Origin of the sequence: Bacillus sp. V3B (genome assembly GCF_024494465.1) — a bacterium.
In the GTDB taxonomy this organism is placed as follows: domain Bacteria; phylum Bacillota; class Bacilli; order Bacillales; family Cytobacillaceae; genus Bacillus_BD.
The window spans coordinates 1-18609 of sequence record NZ_JAETXM010000017.1; the positions used below are offsets into that span (position 1 = coordinate 1).

Genomic DNA, 18609 nt, shown 5'->3' on the forward strand with positions numbered 1-18609 from the left:
AGGACTTCTGTACCTGTCGCAAGCTTTCGGTACAAAAAGCATTTGCTGAATGAAGTTAAAAGTGGGATAAACTGAGTGTTCCTAGCAATGAATACTCTAGATCATTACAACTAAAGGAGAATGAACATGGCATACGTATTACAGGTTGACTTTAGCATGCAAGGACCATTTGGAGATGAAATGGCAGAAGCATTTTCTGATTTAGCGAAAAGTATTAACGAAGAAGAAGGCTTCATGTGGAAGATCTGGACAGAAAGTCCTGAAACAAACCAAGCCGGTGGAATTTATATTTTTGAGACAAAAGAAACTGCTGAAAAATATATGAATATGCACTCAAAAAGATTGACTAGTTTTGGAATAACCGACGTTAATGCTAAAATTTTTGCCATAAATACAAAACTAACCGAGATTACAAAAGGCCCGGTAAAATAATAAATGAGACTATAAATCCTTATACAACAAGGGTTTATAGTTTTTTCCATTATTCAAGCACTCATAACCAACATCTTTTTATCCATTTATTTAACTTATGTGTTAAACAATCGTGTTAATGCTCCAAGGGCCGCATACCCAAAGACCATTTATCAATAATCATCATGAACACAGCCTAAAACTTTTTGAAATAGCCATTATATTTATTCCTTACAAAAAGCAAAATAAGAACTGCTGCTAACTCCAGTCAAAAAGGGGATGATTTACTTGAGATGGCAAAAAACCTTATTGTCAATGATTCAAGCTCGCCAAGACAAAAAAATTGCTCTTGCCGTTGATACTTCAACTACGGAAGTACAAATAAACCTTATTAACAACATCGTCAAATTATTTGAAACCGTTAAACCAGATACTCTCCTTGTCCAAGCTGATTTTAAGATAAGAAACATTGCTCCAGTCAAAGCGGACACCATAAAATATTACAATCATGGAAAGACTTCCTACACATTGGTTTTAGAATGGGCTCAAAATGAAAAGATCGATACTCTATTTTATATTACCGATGTCACAGGATATTTTTATGAAGAAATGGGACAGATTGATTACGAAATGTTTTGGTTAGTACCAGATGATTACCTACCAAAGGTACCTTTTGGTAAGGCAATCAAAATTACATAATAAATAGGCTTGTACTAGATCGTTATCTATGTTCAACAGGATACTCTTTCTTCATTAACATTCAAAAAGGCGAACAGTGCTGTTCGCTTTTTTGTCTATTCTTCATCTGAAACTAAAAAAATATGTTTAGCAGGGAGTTGTAAATAGATAGGCTGGTTGGAAGTAGTGACTCTTCTCCAGTCTTCCTTTGTTATGTTCACAGTAAACAGATGACCGATACATAAAACATAAACGATCATCGAACTGATTGTTTCGATTACCTTATTTATTTGGCATGGAAATATATTTTCGTCTTCTGTAGCCTTTGCGTGTATTTTTAAATGATGGGAACGGATACCAGCAATCATTTTCCCGTCGTAATTCAGCTTATGATCATTAGCGAAAAAGGTCCATTCACCTGTTGATAATGGCCGTTTTCCATTCAATGGTTTATGAATATAAACAGGAATTAAATTTTCACATCCAGTCATTTTAGCAACAGTCAGATTAGCTGGTTGATTCATAATATCCTCTTTCCGACCAAGTTGAACCGTATTTCCATTATCATACATTAAAATACGATCACATAATTTGTATGCTTCTTCAAGATTATGCGTAATAAAAAGAATAGACCCTTTAAAGTGATCATGGATCATATCAAGTAACTCTTGTTCCAATTGGCTTTTAACATGACGATCTAACGCAGAAAAAGGTTCATCAAGTAGCAATATATCTGGTTGCGTTACAAAAGTTCTAGCTAAAGCTACACGTTGCTGTTGCCCACCCGATAATTCATCTGGATATCGATGCTGTAACCCCATGATCCTCATACGATCCATCATCTCTAACACAGATTGCTGTTGTTTTCGTTTCGGTAAATGATTCAAACCAAAAGCAATGTTTTTTTCCACTGTTAGATGGGGAAAAAGAGCATAATTTTGAAAAACATAGCCAATTTTTCGTAATTGTGGTCGTATATTAATCTTTTTATCAGAATCGAATAACGTACGATCATTTAAAACGATTTTTCCTGACGAGGGTGTCTGCAAACCGGCAATACACTGTAGGGTCATACTTTTACCACTTCCAGATGCTCCGAGAATACCGAGGATTTCATTTTGAACAGTGAAGGAGGAAGATAGATGAAATGAGTGTAGTGCTTTACTAATCTTAACTTCTAACATCGTTCCTTCTTCCTTTCTCTATTTTCTTTTCTAATCGATTGAGTATAAATAGACAGGTAATGGCAACAAAGGTCATGATAATAACGAGAATATTTGTTAATTGTGTGTCACCCGCTTGTAATGCATCATAAATGGCAATCGACATTGTCGTTGTTTGATTTGGAATACTTCCAGAAACCATAATCGTTGTCCCAAAATCTCCTAATGCTCTAGCAAATGTAAGAACGATTCCAGATAGTATCCCACGCCATGCTAATGGAATAAAGATGGAAAAGAAAATATTCAGGTTCGATCGGCCTAATAACTTCGCAGCATTCACCACATCATGATTGATCCCTGAAAAAGCGGACCGAGCAGATTTAATTAAAAATGGAGCTGACACAACAGAAGCTGCAATTACTGCTCCTATAGGTGTAAATACAATCATAAGATCGAAATTTTCTTCAAGAAATTGTCCAATTGGACTGCTTCTTCCAAGTAAAACAAGTAAATAATAACCGAGTACTGTAGGTGGAAGTACAACAGGTAACGTTAATAATGTATCAAGAAGATCGGACACATTCGTTTTTGAGCGGCTTAAATAATAGGCAACAGGCAGACCGATGATTAATCCAATCAGCGTTGCAGCTGTTGCTACCTTTAACGATAGAAATAAGGGAAAAAGATTGATTTCATTGGCCATTATTCCTGAACCTCAGGCAAATCAAATCCATACTTATCCAGCACCTTTCTCCCTTCCGAACCTGTCACATAACCAATGAATTGTTCTGCTAATTGTACTTGAGATGTGTCTTTAATAACCGTAATAGCTTGATTTAAGGGGTTATGTAAATCTTCATCTAGTAACGTAAAATTCAGTTGATCATCTACTAATGAATGGGAAACCAGTCCAACTTCTGCATTTCCTGTTGTCACAAGTGTGAGCGTGTCAGAAATACTTTTTCCTGGGACAATTTTATCTTCGATTTGCTCCCATAATCCAGCAGATTCTAACGCTTGTTTTGCCGCTAAGCCATAAGGGGCATGGTCCGGGTTGGCAATAGCAATTTTTTTGACCGCTGGAAGTAATAGATCGTTCAAATCGTTTATCTCTATAGGATTGTTTTTTAATGTTGTCAGCCCAATTCTACCTTTAGCATAAAGAGTTTGTGTCTCAGGGATTGTTTTTCCACTCTCTTTTAATTTCTCAACAAAATCAACATTTGCTGAAGCAAAAACATCATAGGGAGCTCCATTTTCAATTTGTTGAGCTAACCTGCCGGAAGATCCGAATGTTAATTGAACCTTACTATTTGTCAGAGTTTCGAAGTTTTGCGCTACTTCTGTAAATGCTAATTGCAAACTTGAGGCGGCTGCAACAGTTATAGTTAAATTTTCATTCTCGCTCGTCTTCATGTCCTTTTCTATATTACATGCACTCAATAAAAAAATTAAGAAACACAAACATACTATCAAAATAATTTCTCTTTTCATTGCATTCTCCTTCATACCTCATTCAAAAATCAAACATAATTAATTTTAACATAGCATCACAAAACCTATAAAGAATTCGAAATGGTATTTTAATGAATCCATTCTTTACGGTTTATCAATCGTTTATTTTTTCTTGTGCTAATTCTGGGTCTACTGCAAGATACCGTTCTCCATTCAACATGTTCTCTTTTTAGTTTCCAAGGTCATGGAATCACTTAATGGACGCATATACCAAAGGCATTTACAGCATCAACAATATTGTTTAACAAAGTCTTTTTTTAAAAGTTAGATCATTCGATAATGCCTTTAAACCCGAGTTTGCAAATGGTTCATTAAGGGATCTTAGGGTGTATGGTTTGTATCCACTTATTACATTATTTGGTGAACTAAAAGAAGTAAAGGAATTTGTTGAATTACTTAACCAAGGGAAAACTGAATCTGATACTAACTCCTATGAACATTCACACACGACAATGAAAGTGTTAGATAAAATACGCAGCGAAATAGGGCTTATCTATCCAAATGATCAAAATTAAAACACAGACAGCGCCCTATGCTCGCTAAGTTTATCGGCAAAGTTCATCTCCTCTATTCGGTGAACTTTGCCGCTCCAACTCCAAGAGTTTGGTTTTCATTTCCAAACCACCTCGATAGCCAGTCAATGATCCGTTCTTCCCCACAACGCGGTGGCATGGAACAGTGATTAACACTGGATTCTTTCCAATAGCCGTTCCCACTGAACGGATAGCAGTTGGTTTATGTATATGGTGGGCAATATCGGAATAGGATTTCGTCTGTCCGTACGGAATCTCATCCAGTGCCTTCCATACGGCAAGTTGAAATTCTGTCCCATTGAAATCAAATGGAATGGTAAAACTCTTCCTTTCTCCCTCCAAATACTCAATTAGCTCTACCACATACGGTTGAATTTTTTCTGCGTTTTTTACAAGGGAATTATCAAGAAATTGTTTCTTTACCCATGCAGACAATTCCTCAAACGATTTATTCTGCGATCCAACAAAGCAAAGTCCCTTTGATGTGGCAGCTATATATATACTCCAATCCTTATGTTTGAGCAATGACCAATAAATAATGATTTTATTTTGCGATCCCATTTTGCAACACCTCTATTCACATTATACTTCCTATAAAGCAAGTTGTAATATTTGAAGAATAATCAAATTCGCCCCGCCGAATTTGCGCCCGGATTTTTATCACGCTTCAGAAAGCCACATCCTGTGGCTTTCGCCTGACTAGGACGTCCTGTCCGTCGTCGAGCTCGCTCGATCAATTACCTTTAAAAAATCCGAGGCATCCGCCGGAGGCTTAACTTCATTCATTCGGGGTTTGAACCCCCACTGAATCAGAGAGCTTTTTGCATTCATCCCCCACTTACAGAAGTGGAGGACTTCTGCTGAATGAAGTTAAAACAAGATAACAACATCATCTTTAAATAAGGAACCAACTTAACACGAGTAAGCCAAGAAATAATAAAAAAAGATAGGACATAAGATTTTGTTTCTTTAATAGAGGATAGATATCTAAACGACCCCATATTATTCCATGCATATCATGATAAACGAAAACAAATAATACGACTCGTAAGTAAATTTTAATGAAAGAAGGAACGCACATGACAGTTATTACTCAAGTGAAACAAACCGTTGCCGGATTAAAAAGTGCTCAAGCCAGTTTAGAAACCTTCTCTTTAGGTACAGACAATCAAGAGGCAAAGCAGATGTATACAGATGCAGCAAACCAAACACAAGCCATCATTGATAGCATTGAACCACGACTTCAACAAATACAAGATGAAGAGCCCCAATATAGACAATAAGGTTTTAACCGGTTGGCTCCTGGCTAACCGGTTCTATTTTTACATAATGACCTATTCAATCTTGATCCAATAGGGCCCCTCTATATCTGTAGATGGGGTTAATGAAATAGTAGGGAGAATGATAAAATGACAGTCATTTCAAACGTAAAACAATCTTTGTCCACACTTAAAAGTATTGAGGCACAATTATCCACCCTTGCCTTGCATGCCCAAGAAGAAAAGGCAGCTCAAACCTTTCATGAAATGATGTTAGTGATTGAAGAGGTGAAAAAGGATCTACAAGACCGTAAAGTAGAAATGGAGTTAGAGGAACCACAATATAAAGAATCTTAAATAGGTGGTGGAACTATGTCCGATTGGACAGATACTTTTATTCGTTCGATTGTATTTATTATTGTTTTAATCATTATGACAAAATTATTAGGAAAAAAGCAGTTATCGGAAATTTCCTTTTTTGAATATGTATCAGGGATTACGATTGGGAGTATTGCTGGTGAAGCCATCATGGGATTGGATAATAAAATTGGCCATGGAGTATTAGCAATTTTGGTCTTTTCTTTGATTACCTTATTTGTAGATATCCTTTCTTTAAAAAGCAAAAAATTCAGGGATACCATAGAAGGAACTGGAACAATCTTTATAAAAGATGGAAAAATAATGGAAGATAATTTAAAAAAGGAGAAATATTCCACTACGGAATTAGAATCTCTTCTGCGACAAAAAGATGTCTTTAATATGGCAGATGTTGAATTTGCTATTCTTGAGCCGAAGGGTGATCTCAGTGTTCTCTTAAAAAAGGAAAATAGGCCTTTAACTGCAAAAGATCTGAATCTAAAAGTAGCCAATGACAAAGTACCACAAACCGTTATTATGGATGGATCCATTATAAACGATGCTATGTCAGCAGCAGGGAAAGATCGAAATTGGCTCCATGCGGAACTAGACAAGCTCGGTGTCACCGTTGAAAATGTATTTATGGCACAGGTAGACTCTTATGGCGACTTAACAATCGATGTTTATGATGATCAAATGAACATCCCTTCTCCAGAAGTTCGTCCTCTTCTTATGGCCATGATCAAGAAATGCCAAGCGGATTTAGAGTTATTCTCCCTCGAGACGGAATCAGATAAAGCACAAGCCATGTACAATAAAAATGCGAAAAAGCTTACAGAGGTCATAGATATCCTCAAACCTTACTTAAAAGGGTAAATATCCCCTCCTTACCGTTGGGCTCCATTCTGCACTCAATTAAGGAAGAGGGATTCTTTTGGAAAATGGTTAACATACAAAAGCCCGTTACCTTTGAGTCAACGGGCCTTTTATCCATTCATTTATCAAATTTGCCCCGCCGAATTTGCGCCCGGATTTTTATCGAGCTCGCTCGATCAATTACCTTTAAAAAATCCGAGGCATCCGCCGGAGGCTTAACTTCATTCAGCCGGGGTTTGAACCCCCACTGAATCAGAGAGCTTTTTGCATTCATCCCCCACTTACAGAAGTGGAGGACTTCTGCTGAATGAAGTTAAAATCATTTCATACTTTTGTGTAAAATCTCTAATACTGTTCGTAATTCATCTACTGGGATTTGCCCTGGTGCTGATGCCTTTTTACCAGCACCAAAGGTAAGGGAAGAACCAAACGCTTCTCCGACTAAACGACTAACTACACCTGTTCCCCCCATAGACATGGTCATAAACGGACGATCCGCATATTGTACTTTCATGGTGTTTGTCGCATCCATAAGCGTAATAACATCCGCCGTTGATGTCGGCATGACAGCTATTTTAGGGATATCAGCACCGTACTCTTGCATTTTACAAAGACGTGAAACCAGCTCTTCTTTTGTAGGCGTTTTATAAAAATCATGGTTAGACATAATGACAAAAACACCGTTAGTCTTTGCTGTTGTAAGGATCGTTTTGATGTTCATTTCTTCATTGAATAACTCAACATCGACAAGGTCAATATTTTTTGTCAGAATAGCGGCTTGGTTTAGTTCTACATAATAAGCATCACTAATTTGTTTATTTCCACCTTCTTTATGACTGCGGAAAGTAAAGAGAAAAAGTTCATCAGCAAAGATCTTTCTTAACGTAGCAATCATCTCTATAACTGCCCCTACATTTTCAACCTGTTCATAAATATCTACACGCCATTCTACTATGTCTGGGTGAAGTTCCTTTACGAATTCTGTTTCTTGTAAGATTTGCTCTTTCGTTGCACCGACAAGAGGGACAATAATCTTTGGGATCCCTTCACCTATCGTTACATTTTTAATCGTTAAAGTATTCACAATTTTATGCACCCCTTTTTTATCGGATTTTCTAATAAAGCAATAAGCGGACAGTCCGACTAAAACACCCTTACTGTTAACGGCTTTCTTTACCGAGGTTCATACATATCCCACGCTAATTTTAATGAATCTGTTATATATTCTGCTACTTCTTCTGCATTCAGATTATCTGTTTTCACCTTTGAATTATGCAAAGAATAAGCGGATTGCCTACTGTGAAATAGCTCTTCAATTTGATCAAGACTCTTATTTTGCAAGACCGGACGACTATCAATAATCAAACTGATTCTTTCCTTCCAAGAATCCCATGATAAATCAAGATAAAACACAAGACAGTTGGCTAAACAGGCTTTTCTTATTTCTTCATTTAGAAATGCTCCTCCACCAACCGAAATCACATGCAATGGCTGTTTACTCAGGCCTATGATGATTGATTGTTCCCGTTCACGAAAGGTCTTTTCACCAAATGTTTCAAATATTTTAGTCGTCGGCATGTTAAACTCTTTTTCAATTAATTCATCGATATCAATAAAATCCCTGTATAGATTTTTAGCCACTTGTTTACCAATGGTGGTTTTTCCTACTCCCATAAATCCAACAAATACAATGCTTTTTTCTCGTAGCGGTAATTCATGCTTTCTCATCATACTCAATGATCTCCTCTTAACCTATTTTTTCGACCCGCTTCAAAATAGTTCTAATCATTATAATTATATAATGGTTAGAAATGTTTGTAAAAAGGAATTAAGATCATTCTACTCATAATCGTTTAAATGGAGCTTATAATCTAACAATGACTGGAATAAACGATCCTCTTCCAGTTAGCAGAAACTATGTAAAAGCATTAAGAGAACGATTGGAACTCTAATGTAAGATGATTTTAGTCAGCCCAATCCACCCTATTCTTAACGGGCAGTAAAACCCCCACTTATGGAAATCTTCTTTATGAACAACTTCCTTTATTATATTCTTTCAACTATGTTACCAATCGATAAAATAATCGGAAAAGTATTCCCTATCTTTGGAGCGATATTACTACTAGGTAATTTTTCACTAAGCGTAAGTCTTCTTATCAATCAGGCATCTATTCCAGAATTAAGCTTTGCAAATATGTACCCTAAGAATACACCTATATTCCCACTATTATCTGATGAAGAAATTTCTACATTAGCAAAGAAGGTGGCTTAACACCATTAGTTCAATGAGATTCTACCCTTCTATCGTAAAACTCGAATAATCTATTAAAAAGCAGTCCTGTCTAAAGGGCTGCTTTTTGTGTTTAGTAGCCTTCGTCTTCAACCTATTTAGAGAATAAGCCTCGTAAAGCAAATGTAACATTTTGCGGTCTTTCCGCGAGACGACGCATGTAGTACGCAAACCAATCATCTCCATATGGAACATACACCCTCATTTTATACCCCTCTTTTACAAGCTTTTGCTGCAATTCCCTTCTAAAGCCATACAGCATTTGAAATTCAAATTGATCCCTAGAAATTTGGTTTTCTTTAACAAATTGTTTTACTTGGTCAATGATATGATGATCATGGGTAGCAATCGCCGTGTAACTCCCACTTAATAAGTAAAAGTTAATCAGCTTTAAATAATTTTCATCGATATCTTTTTTATTCTGAAAAGCCACATTAGAGGGTTCTTTATAGGCCCCCTTTACAAGTCGAAGCGAAGTTCCTTTTAGATCCTTAACATCTTGTTCTGAACGAAATAAATAAGCCTGAATAACGGTACCTACATGATCGTATCTTTCTTGTAATTCTCGCAAAATATCTAGTGTCATTTGGCAATGTATATAATCTTCCATATCAATAGTGACAAACTGACGATACTTTTTCGCGGTATCTAAAATTCGATGCATATTTTTCACACAGAAACGCCGATCAATATCAACTCCAAGTTTAGTCAATTTCACCGATAGTTGACTGTTTAAATTTTCTGCAGCCATTATTTCTAGTGTTCTTACAATTGATTCAGTAGCTTCAATTGCTTCTTCTCTATTTGATACAAATTCTCCTAAATGATCAAGGGTACAAACCAAGCCTTTTCTATTTAATTCTTTTACCGTTTCAACCATTCTCTCAATGGAATCTCCAGCTACAACTTGGGATGCACCTAATTTTAGACCCCATTTTTTAGCTGCTTTATTCAAGGGCTTACTTCGTGATACATAAAGGAAAAAGCTTTTGGATACTGACGCCAACATATTTAAGTTCCCCCCTTTACATCGAAGGATGAATCATAACAGGGTCCCCCAGTAAGTCTCGGAGAACCCTTTTCAACAGAACTAAAAAAACGATATAGGAGTTCATTTCAACTATGTGGAAAGTACCCTTTCTTTAAAATGATTCAGATGTTGTTTGTGCCTGCATATGCAGCAGAAGGTAGTCTGGACCACCCGCTTTTGAATCCGTTCCCGACATATTAAAACCACCAAATGGATGATACCCAACAATCGCACCTGTACAGTTCCGATTGATGTATAAATTCCCAACATGGAACTCCTTAAGAGCACGTTCAACATGTTCACGGTTATTAGAAATAAATGCTCCTGTTAAACCATAATCCGTGTTGTTAGCTATTTTTAATAGATGGTCGATGTTTTTTGCCTTACAAAAAGCAATAACGGGTCCAAAGATTTCATCCTGCATGAGTCGTGCTTTTTCATCGACATCAGCAATAATCGTTGGTTGGATAAAAAATCCTTTTGAATCATCTCCTTCACCACCAGCAACCAGTTTCCCCTCTTTTTTTCCTATTTTAATATAGGACATAATTTTGTTATAAGCAGCCTGATCAATGACAGGTCCCATATAGGTTTCTGCTTTTTCTGGATTATCAACTGTCAATGTTTTCGTTAAAGCGACCGCCTTTTCCAACACTTGATCATATAGATCTTCATGAATAACCGCTCTAGAACCCGCAGAACACTTTTGTCCTGAAAAGCCAAAACCAGAATACACAATCGAAGCAGCAGCTAAATCGACATCTGCATCGCTATCCACAACAACCGTATCTTTTCCACCCATCTCAGCCATAACGCGCTTTAACCAAATTTGGCCTGGATGAACCTTTGCCGCACGTTCATAAATACGGCAACCTACTTCACGTGAGCCAGTAAATGAAACGAAACGTGTTTTCGGATGATCGACAAGAAAATCGCCAATATCTGCACCACTTCCTGGAATAAAATTTAATACACCCTTTGGTAATCCCGCTTCCTCCATAACTTCCATAAATTTCGCTGCAACAACAGGTGTATTATTCGATGGTTTTAATAAAACGGTATTTCCCGCCACAATGGCTGCAATGGCCGTTCCAGCCATAATGGCAAGAGGAAAGTTAAAGGGCGAGATAATCACACCTACTCCAAGCGGAACATAATGAAATTGATTATGTTCTCCGGCACGGCTAAGAATAGGTACTCCTTCTTTCAAACTCAGCATTTGCCTCGCATAATATTCAATGAAATCGATCGCTTCTGCTGTATCAGCATCTGCTTCTTTCCAAGGCTTTCCTGCTTCCTTCACTAAGTAAGCAGAAAATTCATGTTTCCTTCGTCTAATGATTGCAGCAGCTCTAAATAATATTGCCGCTCTTGCTTCAGGCTCCCACTTTTTCCATGAATCATATGCCGTTAAGGCCGCTTGCATCGCCTGTTCAGCATGATCTTGATTTGCTTTCGAAACCTTTCCAATTAATTCTGTTTTTATTGCTGGATTATACGAAGCGATTTTTTCTTCCGTTAAAATCTTTATGCCATTAATAACTAGTGGATATTCTCTACCTAATTGTGCATTCACCTTCTTTAAAGCTTCTTTAAATTCTTTTTTGTTCTCTTCATTCGAAAAGTTTGTAAATGGTTCATGTTTATAGTCTATTACCATTAATATCCCTCCTATAATCCATCGAGTTCTACCATTATATGTGTGAAATCTATAATTATAAGGAGATTAATACTTTTGTCTTCAAAGAAAATAAAATAAAATACAAAAAGAGGATGACAGAAGCCATCCTCTTTTTGTATTTTATTAAAAATTAACTAGCTTTATTTAATGAAGTTGGATCGGATTTACGTATAGATGAAATAACATAACCAATGACCACTCCAACTAAGGCAGGTACCAACCAACCCATTCCCGCATTAAATAATGGGATATATTGACCGAAGAAATTATATAAACCCTCAAGCGGAATGCCTGCTGCTTTTATACCATCGACAACACTTACAATTCCTGTAAATAGCAAACTCCATCTATATACTTCTAAACGACCTTTATAGAGCGGATCGGCAAACGTTAAGAAGATTAAAACAATAGCTAATGGATAAATCGCTACAAGTACAGGAACAGAGATTGTAATCAACTGGTTTAACCCAACATTTGCAATGGCAGCACTGAAAATAGTAAAAACAATTGCTAACGTTTTATAAGAATAACGTGGAAACATATTCGAAAAATAACTAGCACAAGCTGTAATAAGACCAATTGCTGTTGTTAAGCAAGCAAACAAGACTGCTAAACCAAGAATTAAATTACCATAAATAGAAAAGTGGGCATTGGCTGCAGATGTTAAGATAGCCCCCCCATTCCCTTCAAAATTCGTTGTTGATCCTAAGTAACCAAGGCCTAGATAAATCAACCCTAAAGCTCCTGCTGCAATCGCTCCTGCTTGAAGAGTTGCTTTAGCAATTCCTTTCTTACTTGTTACACCTTTATCTTTAATCGCATTAATGACGATAATACCAAATACAAACGCTGCAAGCGTATCCATCGTTAAATAGCCTTCTTGGAACCCTTTAAAGAAAGCATTATCAGTATAACCATCAATAGGGGCTAATGGTTTATCAAGTGGATTAATTAACGTAACAACTAACAATATTAAAATAAGCGTTAATAATAGCGGTGTTAAAACTTTACCAATGCGTCCTACAATTTTATTTGGATTTAATGATAGCCAACCAACAATAGTGAAAAAAACAATGGAAAAGATCAATAATCCTATCGTATTAAATTTACCGGACACTTCAGATAGAAATGGTAATAGAGCTATTTCATATGAAATCGTTGCTGTCCGTGGGATTGCAAAAAATGGCCCAATAGATAAATATAATATAACCGTAAAAACCAATGAAAAAGTTGGATTAATTTTATTAGCTAATGACTGAAGATGTTCATGTCCAGATAACCCTATAGCCAATACACCTAGTAGTGGCAATCCAACACCTGTCAATAAAAACCCGATAATCGCTGGCCAAAAACTTGTGCCTGAAGCTTGTCCAAGTGCAGGTGGAAAAATTAAATTTCCAGCACCAAAGAATAAGGCAAATAGCATAAGTCCAATGGCAATGGTATCCTTGTATGAAATATTTTTTGAATTCATTGCTTTCGCCTCCTGGATGATTTGACTTTATCTGTAAAAAAAGTTTGTTTATAATTTTCAAACAATTATTATCAAAGTTAATCTTATTGATAAAGCCTTAAAATAATAAGGCTTATTATTGCACACAATACTTCTTTATGTAAATAGATATTTCAAAATAAAAAATGTAATCGTTTTATTTGTTAAAAAGTATTGAATTTTCTATAATTAAAATGATTCTTTTAAGAGGATTTTACTTTTTTAGAATAGTAATAGCATGGATTTCCAGCTATAAAATAACCAAGCAATTTGATACTTTACTACTTATTTTATCCTTACCAAAGAAAATGTCAGGCACCACACATAGAGAAATATCCATTCCTAGTGCCTGACACCTAACCTTGAAAATATTTAATTCATTTCATAAAATAATTCTTCCTCAGGATCTTTTTCACTTCTATTTTGTGGAATCGATAGATTAAACAAGTCAATATCCACAATATACTTCGGTCTTCGCTTCGATTCTTGGTATACTTTTCCAATGTACTCTCCGACTAATCCAATGGCCATTAATTGTAATCCGCCAATCAACCATATCGAAGTAATCAATGAAGTCCAGCCTATTTCTGTTTCCCCTAAGAATTTTAATCCTAAAAAATAACTTAAAAATAAAAGGCTGACAAGGAAAAATAGACATCCCGTCAACATAACAAAACGAATCGGTGTGACAGAAAAAGACGTAATTCCATTAAAAGCAAAGGAAAGCATTTTTTTCAGTGGATACTTGGTATCTCCTGCAAGCCGCTCCTTTCGATCATAGAACACGGATGTAGATTGAAAACCAATAAGCGGCACAATTCCGCGCAGAAATAAATTGACTTCATCAAATCGCTCCAATTCATCGAGGGCACGCTTACTCATCAATCGATAATCGGCATGGTTATAGACTAAATTGACTCCCATTTTTCCCATTAACTTGTAGAAACTCTCTGCCGTTTTCCTCTTGAAAAAAGTATCTGTTTCCCTCCTTCTCCGCACCCCGTAGACAATCTCATAGCCAGCTTTAAATTTTTCAATAAACTGTCGGATAACATTAATATCATCCTGTAAATCTGCATCCATGGAAATCACACAGTCCGAAACCACTTTTGCAGAAAATAGCCCTGCTAATAATGCATTTTGATGTCCTGCATTTCTCGCTAACTTTAATCCCCGAATACAATCGAACTTTAAACTGGTTTTATAAATCAGCTCCCATGTGCGATCACTGCTTCCATCATCAACGAATAGAATTTTACTCTTATCAGATATCAGCGTTTCTTTTATCAATTCGTTTACTAATTGATGTAAAACGTCCATTGTATTAGGTAGTACAGCTTCTTCGTTATAACAAGGTACAACAAGCGTTACAATCGGTGCACTCATGTCTGTTCCCTCCAAGATGTCGCATAATCGTTCCTTTATACAATTCGATACATTCATAAGAAAACATAGGCTTTTACCAAAATTTATATAAATATGGATATAATTTTTAAATGGTCTAAGGAAGTAGTTTTTTCAAAATAACCCTCTTTTAATGAAAAAACATTCTTTAATTCAGGTGACTTTGTACAAATAAACTTTCCAAATTGATTTTTCTCTTGAAAACACTTGTTCAAGCACTAAATGATTGTCCCCTGTATTAACAATCGGAACTGCTGAAAAAATATGTGTACCCCCCATTTCCTTAAATGGCTCAAAATTAAATTGAACATCCTTCAACTTCTTTTTCGACGTTTTTTTAAACATATAATGCTTTCCTAACTCATCGGTAAATAAATAACAGCGTCCACCCCACTCATCAAAGTAAACACGAATTTTCTCATTTTTTTCCAATTCCTTACTAATGATTTTTCTGAATTCACGTTTGTATGATAGCGGATAAAAATTATTATACGAATCCAACGTATAGAACCCATTATATTGAGCAATCGCAGGATGCAGGCCCACACTCGCAACCCGGTACTCTTCTACCGGTTTTCCAATATAATCCTTTATTTCTGTAAATAATTCTTCATCATAAAATTCCTTAACAGAAGGCTTTGATTGATAATATACTTCTTCATTAAAGAAGCCTAATAAGATTAATTGAGCAATGATACAAAAATGTATAATTGGTCGAAATTCCTTTACATGCTGCCATAAAATTTTTAGTCCTAGTGCAAAAGACAAATAAATGACTAAAGGCCTTAAAAAATGAAAACGAGCAAAATTAAACGTGTCCATAAAATGGAACCTTTCAGTCAACGGCTGCCAACCCTTATAAAACCAGAAGGCATACCAAGCAGAGAGGATAAAATTTAGGATAAATAAAAAGACAAACCCTTTCTCCTGCTTCCAGCATCTTTTCTTAATCACAAAATAAAAGGCTAAAAACAAAATAGGCAGGATGATCAAACCATGGACGGTCATCACATGTGTATGTCCCAGAATATAGTTTTTGAAGGTCAATCGGATCGACCTTAAAATCGATAATCGGGTATGAAAGTATTCATCCCGGCTATTCGGTTCACCCGAAAAGAGAAAGGAATGGACGAGTCGATATTCAACAAGACTATAAATGAGTGTCATATAAATAAGAGAAATCAAAAAAGCCCCATGGTGTTTTTTTCGTCTAACTACATCTACCACCCAAAGGACACCCATAGCAAACAGGAAAAAGAAAAACCCAAGAACAATACTGGAATATAACGGCAGGAGAGTAAATACAAGGTATTCCCTCCATGAAATTCTCCCTTTTCTTATATGCATAAAAGCCCATAAAGCTAGGGGCATGCCTAAGGTGCTTAACATTCCCGATGGCCAAAAAGGGGTTAAAGAGAAGGTTAACGCTGTCCCTATCCGGATAATTCCCCATTCTTCCCCTTTCAAAAAATGGTCATACAACAGCAGATACATCCCCCAAAAAGCTACCACTCTTGTGATTATTTGACTTAGTCCATATGCGATCATGGTCGGAAATAGCACGTACAGCCAGACAATTCCACTGTACTCTGTACCGTAGGCATTCCTTGGTAAACCATTCATCACTTGTGGAATCACAGCTTTTAGAGAACCAAATATTTCTCCACTTTCGCTTAACACTTTATACCACGCCAAGTTCGAATCAAGATTATCATGGACACGAATATGAGCATTTTCCCCTAAGATAAACAAGGGCGATACATAAATAGCAATAATAACAAAAGCTATTGCAAGTAATCTTTTCTCTCTTTTGTCCTGTAAAAAATCCAATTTCTAACACCTCATGAACTTAGTTCTTCTTACTTTTCACAAAAATAGAATCAATTATCCAAAATCAATTATGTTCTACTCCTTTGTAATCACATAAAAAAAGGCTGTCCCAAAGCAAGGTGTCAGACACCTTGCTTTGGGACAGTCCCTTTAAAATAAAACTATTTAACCGAGCATAAGGATAACAATTACCGATTTATAAAGCACGCTGCTTTTAGATTATGTATCTATATCCCTCACTCATTACAGATCACTGTATAAACATCTAATTTATTCCAAATACTAGGAATACAGTTCATTCTACATGATATTTATTATTCTCACAAAAAAACAATGTTGCATAAAATAATATAAGAAGACTTCCCTCAGTAGAGCATTTGTTACCTATCCTGTGGGATAAAAAAAGTAAGAGGTGTATAAGGAAATGGGGCTTTTTAATTATCTATCCGATTGGAAGGCTAGTTTATATGGAAAAAAAATTACCCAGGCGGAAAGCCTGGGAAACTGTCCAGATTGTAATGGAAAAGGATTTCACATTCCAATTGTTAACGAATACTCTTATCCAGAATCCTATGATTGTCCTGGTTGTAATGGAACTGGGACATTTACAGGATGGAACGAAAATAACAAACCTTATTAGAACAAAGTCCCGGTAGCCAATTAGACCATAGCCATGCTATCCGGGCATGTTTTTCTATTATCAAAGAAGTCCCCTTAAAATTTCATATCAAATTCGCCCCGCCGAATTTGCGCCCGGATTTTTATCACGCTTCAGAAAGCCACATCCTGTGGCTTTCGCCTGACTAGGACGTCCTGTCCGTCGTCGAGCTCGCTCGATCAATTACCTTTAAAAAATCGAAAGGCTCGCCGGAGGCTTAACTTCATTCAGCCGGGGTTTGAACCCCCACTGAATCAGAGAGCTTTTTGCATTCATCCCCCACTTACAGAAGTGGAGGACTTCTGCTGAATGAAGTTAAACAGGGATAAATTGTTTTCCGAATGAGGCTTCTTTCTTTAATTGTTCTCTTTGTTGTATTTCAACTTCCTGCCTACGCATCTGTTCAAAACGTTTCAATTCAACTGTTCCTACTTGCTCAATGGAACCCGCTTCCTTAATGATTTGAAAAAGCACATCCGCATCCTTCATTGCACTGTTAATCCCAATGGCACCCGTCGGACTCATCGTGTGGGCTGCATCCCCAATAATGGTTAGACCATTTTTAACCCAAGTCTCACTTTGGCTACTTTGCACTTGAAGCAGTACAAAATCATTCCATGACTTGATATGAGCATGTACACTATCCGCTAATTCAGGAAACGCCTCAATTAACTGATGAATAAACGGCATAAACGACTGCTTTTTCAGCTCAGGAAACGAACCTTCGGGAATATTCCAACCAATTTGAACAAATCCCCCCTGTTGTGTAAATAAAGCGAGTTGCTCTTGATTGACAAGAGCCATCCGTATCGTTGGTTCCCAACCCATCGGTACGGGAATACGTGCCCAAAGAAGATCATACCCATGTCTAATTTTCTTAAACGGAATATGAGCCAATTTTCGAATCGTTGAAAAACGTCCGTCTGAACCAACAATCAATGAGCTTTTAATCGTCACTTCTTGACCATCCTTCAACGCTTTTACACCCACATATTGTTCATCTTCTTCAATTAATTTAATAACTCTTGTATTTAACAGTAGTGTATAATCAGCAAGTCGTTGGCTTTTTTGTAGCAAAAGACCAAGCAAATGCTTTTGAGGCACATGTATACCAACATGTTTTATACTTTCATCAGGCATAATTTGTTTAAATACTTCACCATGATCCCAGTATTCAACCCGGTCCATTCGCAGCAAACCTATTTTTTCTAATTCCTCAAAAAGATTGTATTTTTGTAGTATTGATTCACCCGTCTCATTCAAATGTTCTCCTCTGAACTCTTTATTGATGTTATCGTGACGCTCGATTAAAACGGTTGAAATGTTATGACTCGCTAATAAATAGGAGAGTAAAGCACCCGCAGGTCCAGCACCAACGATACAAACATCTGTCTTATAATCATATTCCTTCACGTTACATCACCCATTATAA

20 protein-coding genes are annotated in these 18609 nt (G+C 36.5%); 8 read left to right on the plus strand and 12 right to left on the minus strand.

The features are described 5' to 3' along the window. Positions 1-126: 126 nt before the first annotated feature. Positions 127-432, plus strand: a complete 306-nt coding sequence (locus JMM81_RS16455) for a monooxygenase (protein WP_256242651.1) — start codon at positions 127-129, stop codon at positions 430-432. Positions 433-699: 267 nt separating this feature from the next. Further along, complete coding sequence (locus JMM81_RS16460) at positions 700-1110, plus strand: VWA-like domain-containing protein (protein WP_256242652.1); 411 nt, start codon at positions 700-702, stop codon at positions 1108-1110. A 95-nt stretch (positions 1111-1205) separates the two neighbouring features. On the opposite strand, the gene JMM81_RS16465 is transcribed toward JMM81_RS16460, so the two are convergent. Genes JMM81_RS16465 through modA form a run of 3 tightly spaced genes read right to left on the minus strand, consistent with a single transcriptional unit; the run spans position 1206 to position 3746 of the window. Then, positions 1206-2273 (minus strand): sulfate/molybdate ABC transporter ATP-binding protein, encoded by a 1068-nt coding sequence (locus JMM81_RS16465; protein WP_256242653.1) that lies wholly within the window; start codon positions 2271-2273, stop codon positions 1206-1208. After that, positions 2260-2955, minus strand: a complete 696-nt coding sequence (gene modB / locus JMM81_RS16470) for a molybdate ABC transporter permease subunit (RefSeq protein WP_256242654.1) — start codon at positions 2953-2955, stop codon at positions 2260-2262. Before modB ends, JMM81_RS16465 begins: the two co-directional genes overlap by 14 nt. After that, positions 2955-3746, minus strand: coding sequence for a molybdate ABC transporter substrate-binding protein (modA, locus tag JMM81_RS16475; protein WP_256242655.1), 792 nt, complete (start codon positions 3744-3746; stop codon positions 2955-2957). Before modA ends, modB begins: the two co-directional genes overlap by 1 nt. Positions 3747-4093: 347 nt before the next feature. On the opposite strand from modA, the gene JMM81_RS16480 reads away from it, so the two are divergent. Continuing rightward, positions 4094-4282, plus strand: coding sequence for a hypothetical protein (locus JMM81_RS16480; RefSeq protein WP_256242656.1), 189 nt, complete (start codon positions 4094-4096; stop codon positions 4280-4282). A gap of 30 nt (positions 4283-4312) precedes the next feature. Here JMM81_RS16480 and JMM81_RS16485 read toward each other — a convergent pair whose 3' ends face one another. After that, complete coding sequence (locus JMM81_RS16485; protein WP_256242657.1) at positions 4313-4861, minus strand: methylated-DNA--[protein]-cysteine S-methyltransferase; 549 nt, start codon at positions 4859-4861, stop codon at positions 4313-4315. 518 nt (positions 4862-5379) lie between these two features. Here JMM81_RS16485 and JMM81_RS16490 point away from each other — a divergent pair. The 3 genes from JMM81_RS16490 to JMM81_RS16500 all read left to right on the plus strand — a co-directional run bounded on the left by JMM81_RS16490 (position 5380) and on the right by JMM81_RS16500 (position 6792). Continuing rightward, positions 5380-5583, plus strand: a complete 204-nt coding sequence (locus JMM81_RS16490) for a DUF1657 domain-containing protein (RefSeq protein WP_256242658.1) — start codon at positions 5380-5382, stop codon at positions 5581-5583. Between the two features lie 126 nt (positions 5584-5709). Next, positions 5710-5916 carry a DUF1657 domain-containing protein gene (locus JMM81_RS16495; protein ID WP_256242659.1) on the plus strand — a complete coding sequence of 69 codons (207 nt, stop codon included), beginning with the start codon at positions 5710-5712 and terminating at the stop codon, positions 5914-5916. A gap of 15 nt (positions 5917-5931) precedes the next feature. Further along, positions 5932-6792 (plus strand): DUF421 domain-containing protein, encoded by an 861-nt coding sequence (locus tag JMM81_RS16500; RefSeq protein ID WP_256242660.1) that lies wholly within the window; start codon positions 5932-5934, stop codon positions 6790-6792. A 319-nt stretch (positions 6793-7111) separates the two neighbouring features. Here the strand turns inward: JMM81_RS16500 and aroD are convergent, their stop codons facing one another. Continuing rightward, positions 7112-7876: a type I 3-dehydroquinate dehydratase gene (aroD, locus tag JMM81_RS16505; protein ID WP_256242661.1), complete on the minus strand. Its 765-nt coding sequence runs from the start codon at positions 7874-7876 to the stop codon at positions 7112-7114. Between the two features lie 89 nt (positions 7877-7965). Then, positions 7966-8520: a shikimate kinase gene (locus JMM81_RS16510; RefSeq protein WP_256242724.1), complete on the minus strand. Its 555-nt coding sequence runs from the start codon at positions 8518-8520 to the stop codon at positions 7966-7968. 301 nt (positions 8521-8821) lie between these two features. Between JMM81_RS16510 and JMM81_RS16520 the strand changes: the two genes are divergently transcribed. Then, a complete protein-coding gene (locus tag JMM81_RS16520; protein WP_256242662.1) occupies positions 8822-9064 on the plus strand; it encodes a hypothetical protein in 243 nt (80 codons plus the stop codon). A 112-nt stretch (positions 9065-9176) separates the two neighbouring features. Here the strand turns inward: JMM81_RS16520 and JMM81_RS16525 are convergent, their stop codons facing one another. The 5 genes from JMM81_RS16525 to JMM81_RS16545 all read right to left on the minus strand — a co-directional run bounded on the left by JMM81_RS16525 (position 9177) and on the right by JMM81_RS16545 (position 16519). Then, positions 9177-10091 carry a proline dehydrogenase family protein gene (locus tag JMM81_RS16525; protein WP_256242663.1) on the minus strand — a complete coding sequence of 305 codons (915 nt, stop codon included), beginning with the start codon at positions 10089-10091 and terminating at the stop codon, positions 9177-9179. A 133-nt stretch (positions 10092-10224) separates the two neighbouring features. Beyond that, positions 10225-11772, minus strand: coding sequence for an L-glutamate gamma-semialdehyde dehydrogenase (gene pruA, locus JMM81_RS16530; protein WP_256242664.1), 1548 nt, complete (start codon positions 11770-11772; stop codon positions 10225-10227). Positions 11773-11923: 151 nt separating this feature from the next. After that, complete coding sequence (brnQ, locus tag JMM81_RS16535; RefSeq protein WP_256242665.1) at positions 11924-13267, minus strand: branched-chain amino acid transport system II carrier protein; 1344 nt, start codon at positions 13265-13267, stop codon at positions 11924-11926. A 390-nt stretch (positions 13268-13657) separates the two neighbouring features. Further along, positions 13658-14671 carry a glycosyltransferase family 2 protein gene (locus JMM81_RS16540; protein ID WP_256242666.1) on the minus strand — a complete coding sequence of 338 codons (1014 nt, stop codon included), beginning with the start codon at positions 14669-14671 and terminating at the stop codon, positions 13658-13660. A 171-nt stretch (positions 14672-14842) separates the two neighbouring features. Beyond that, a complete protein-coding gene (locus JMM81_RS16545; RefSeq protein ID WP_256242667.1) occupies positions 14843-16519 on the minus strand; it encodes a DUF6044 family protein in 1677 nt (558 codons plus the stop codon). 424 nt (positions 16520-16943) lie between these two features. Here JMM81_RS16545 and JMM81_RS16550 point away from each other — a divergent pair, with 424 nt between their 5' ends. After that, positions 16944-17159, plus strand: a complete 216-nt coding sequence (locus tag JMM81_RS16550; RefSeq protein ID WP_256242668.1) for a methionine aminopeptidase — start codon at positions 16944-16946, stop codon at positions 17157-17159. A gap of 333 nt (positions 17160-17492) precedes the next feature. On the opposite strand, the gene JMM81_RS16555 is transcribed toward JMM81_RS16550, so the two are convergent. Continuing rightward, positions 17493-18590, minus strand: a complete 1098-nt coding sequence (locus JMM81_RS16555) for an FAD-dependent monooxygenase (protein ID WP_256242669.1) — start codon at positions 18588-18590, stop codon at positions 17493-17495. Positions 18591-18609: the final 19 nt, after the last annotated feature.

Bases quoted from the DNA above. Each gene is read 5' to 3' on its own strand.
- JMM81_RS16540 (WP_256242666.1), bottom strand. From the start codon at position 14,671: ATGAGTGCACCGATTGTAACGCTTGTTGTACCTTGTTATAACGAAGAA.
- JMM81_RS16455 (WP_256242651.1), top strand. From the start codon at position 127: ATGGCATACGTATTACAGGTTGACTTTAGCATGCAAGGACCATTTGGA.
- JMM81_RS16520 (WP_256242662.1), top strand. From the start codon at position 8,822: ATGAACAACTTCCTTTATTATATTCTTTCAACTATGTTACCAATCGAT.
- JMM81_RS16500 (WP_256242660.1), top strand. From the start codon at position 5,932: ATGTCCGATTGGACAGATACTTTTATTCGTTCGATTGTATTTATTATT.
- JMM81_RS16485 (WP_256242657.1), bottom strand. From the start codon at position 4,861: ATGGGATCGCAAAATAAAATCATTATTTATTGGTCATTGCTCAAACAT.
- JMM81_RS16525 (WP_256242663.1), bottom strand. From the start codon at position 10,091: ATGTTGGCGTCAGTATCCAAAAGCTTTTTCCTTTATGTATCACGAAGT.
- brnQ (WP_256242665.1), bottom strand. From the start codon at position 13,267: ATGAATTCAAAAAATATTTCATACAAGGATACCATTGCCATTGGACTT.
- JMM81_RS16550 (WP_256242668.1), top strand. From the start codon at position 16,944: ATGGGGCTTTTTAATTATCTATCCGATTGGAAGGCTAGTTTATATGGA.
- JMM81_RS16490 (WP_256242658.1), top strand. From the start codon at position 5,380: ATGACAGTTATTACTCAAGTGAAACAAACCGTTGCCGGATTAAAAAGT.
- JMM81_RS16495 (WP_256242659.1), top strand. From the start codon at position 5,710: ATGACAGTCATTTCAAACGTAAAACAATCTTTGTCCACACTTAAAAGT.
- modB (WP_256242654.1), bottom strand. From the start codon at position 2,955: ATGGCCAATGAAATCAATCTTTTTCCCTTATTTCTATCGTTAAAGGTA.
- modA (WP_256242655.1), bottom strand. From the start codon at position 3,746: ATGAAAAGAGAAATTATTTTGATAGTATGTTTGTGTTTCTTAATTTTT.
- JMM81_RS16510 (WP_256242724.1), bottom strand. From the start codon at position 8,520: ATGAGAAAGCATGAATTACCGCTACGAGAAAAAAGCATTGTATTTGTT.
- pruA (WP_256242664.1), bottom strand. From the start codon at position 11,772: ATGGTAATAGACTATAAACATGAACCATTTACAAACTTTTCGAATGAA.
- JMM81_RS16465 (WP_256242653.1), bottom strand. From the start codon at position 2,273: ATGTTAGAAGTTAAGATTAGTAAAGCACTACACTCATTTCATCTATCT.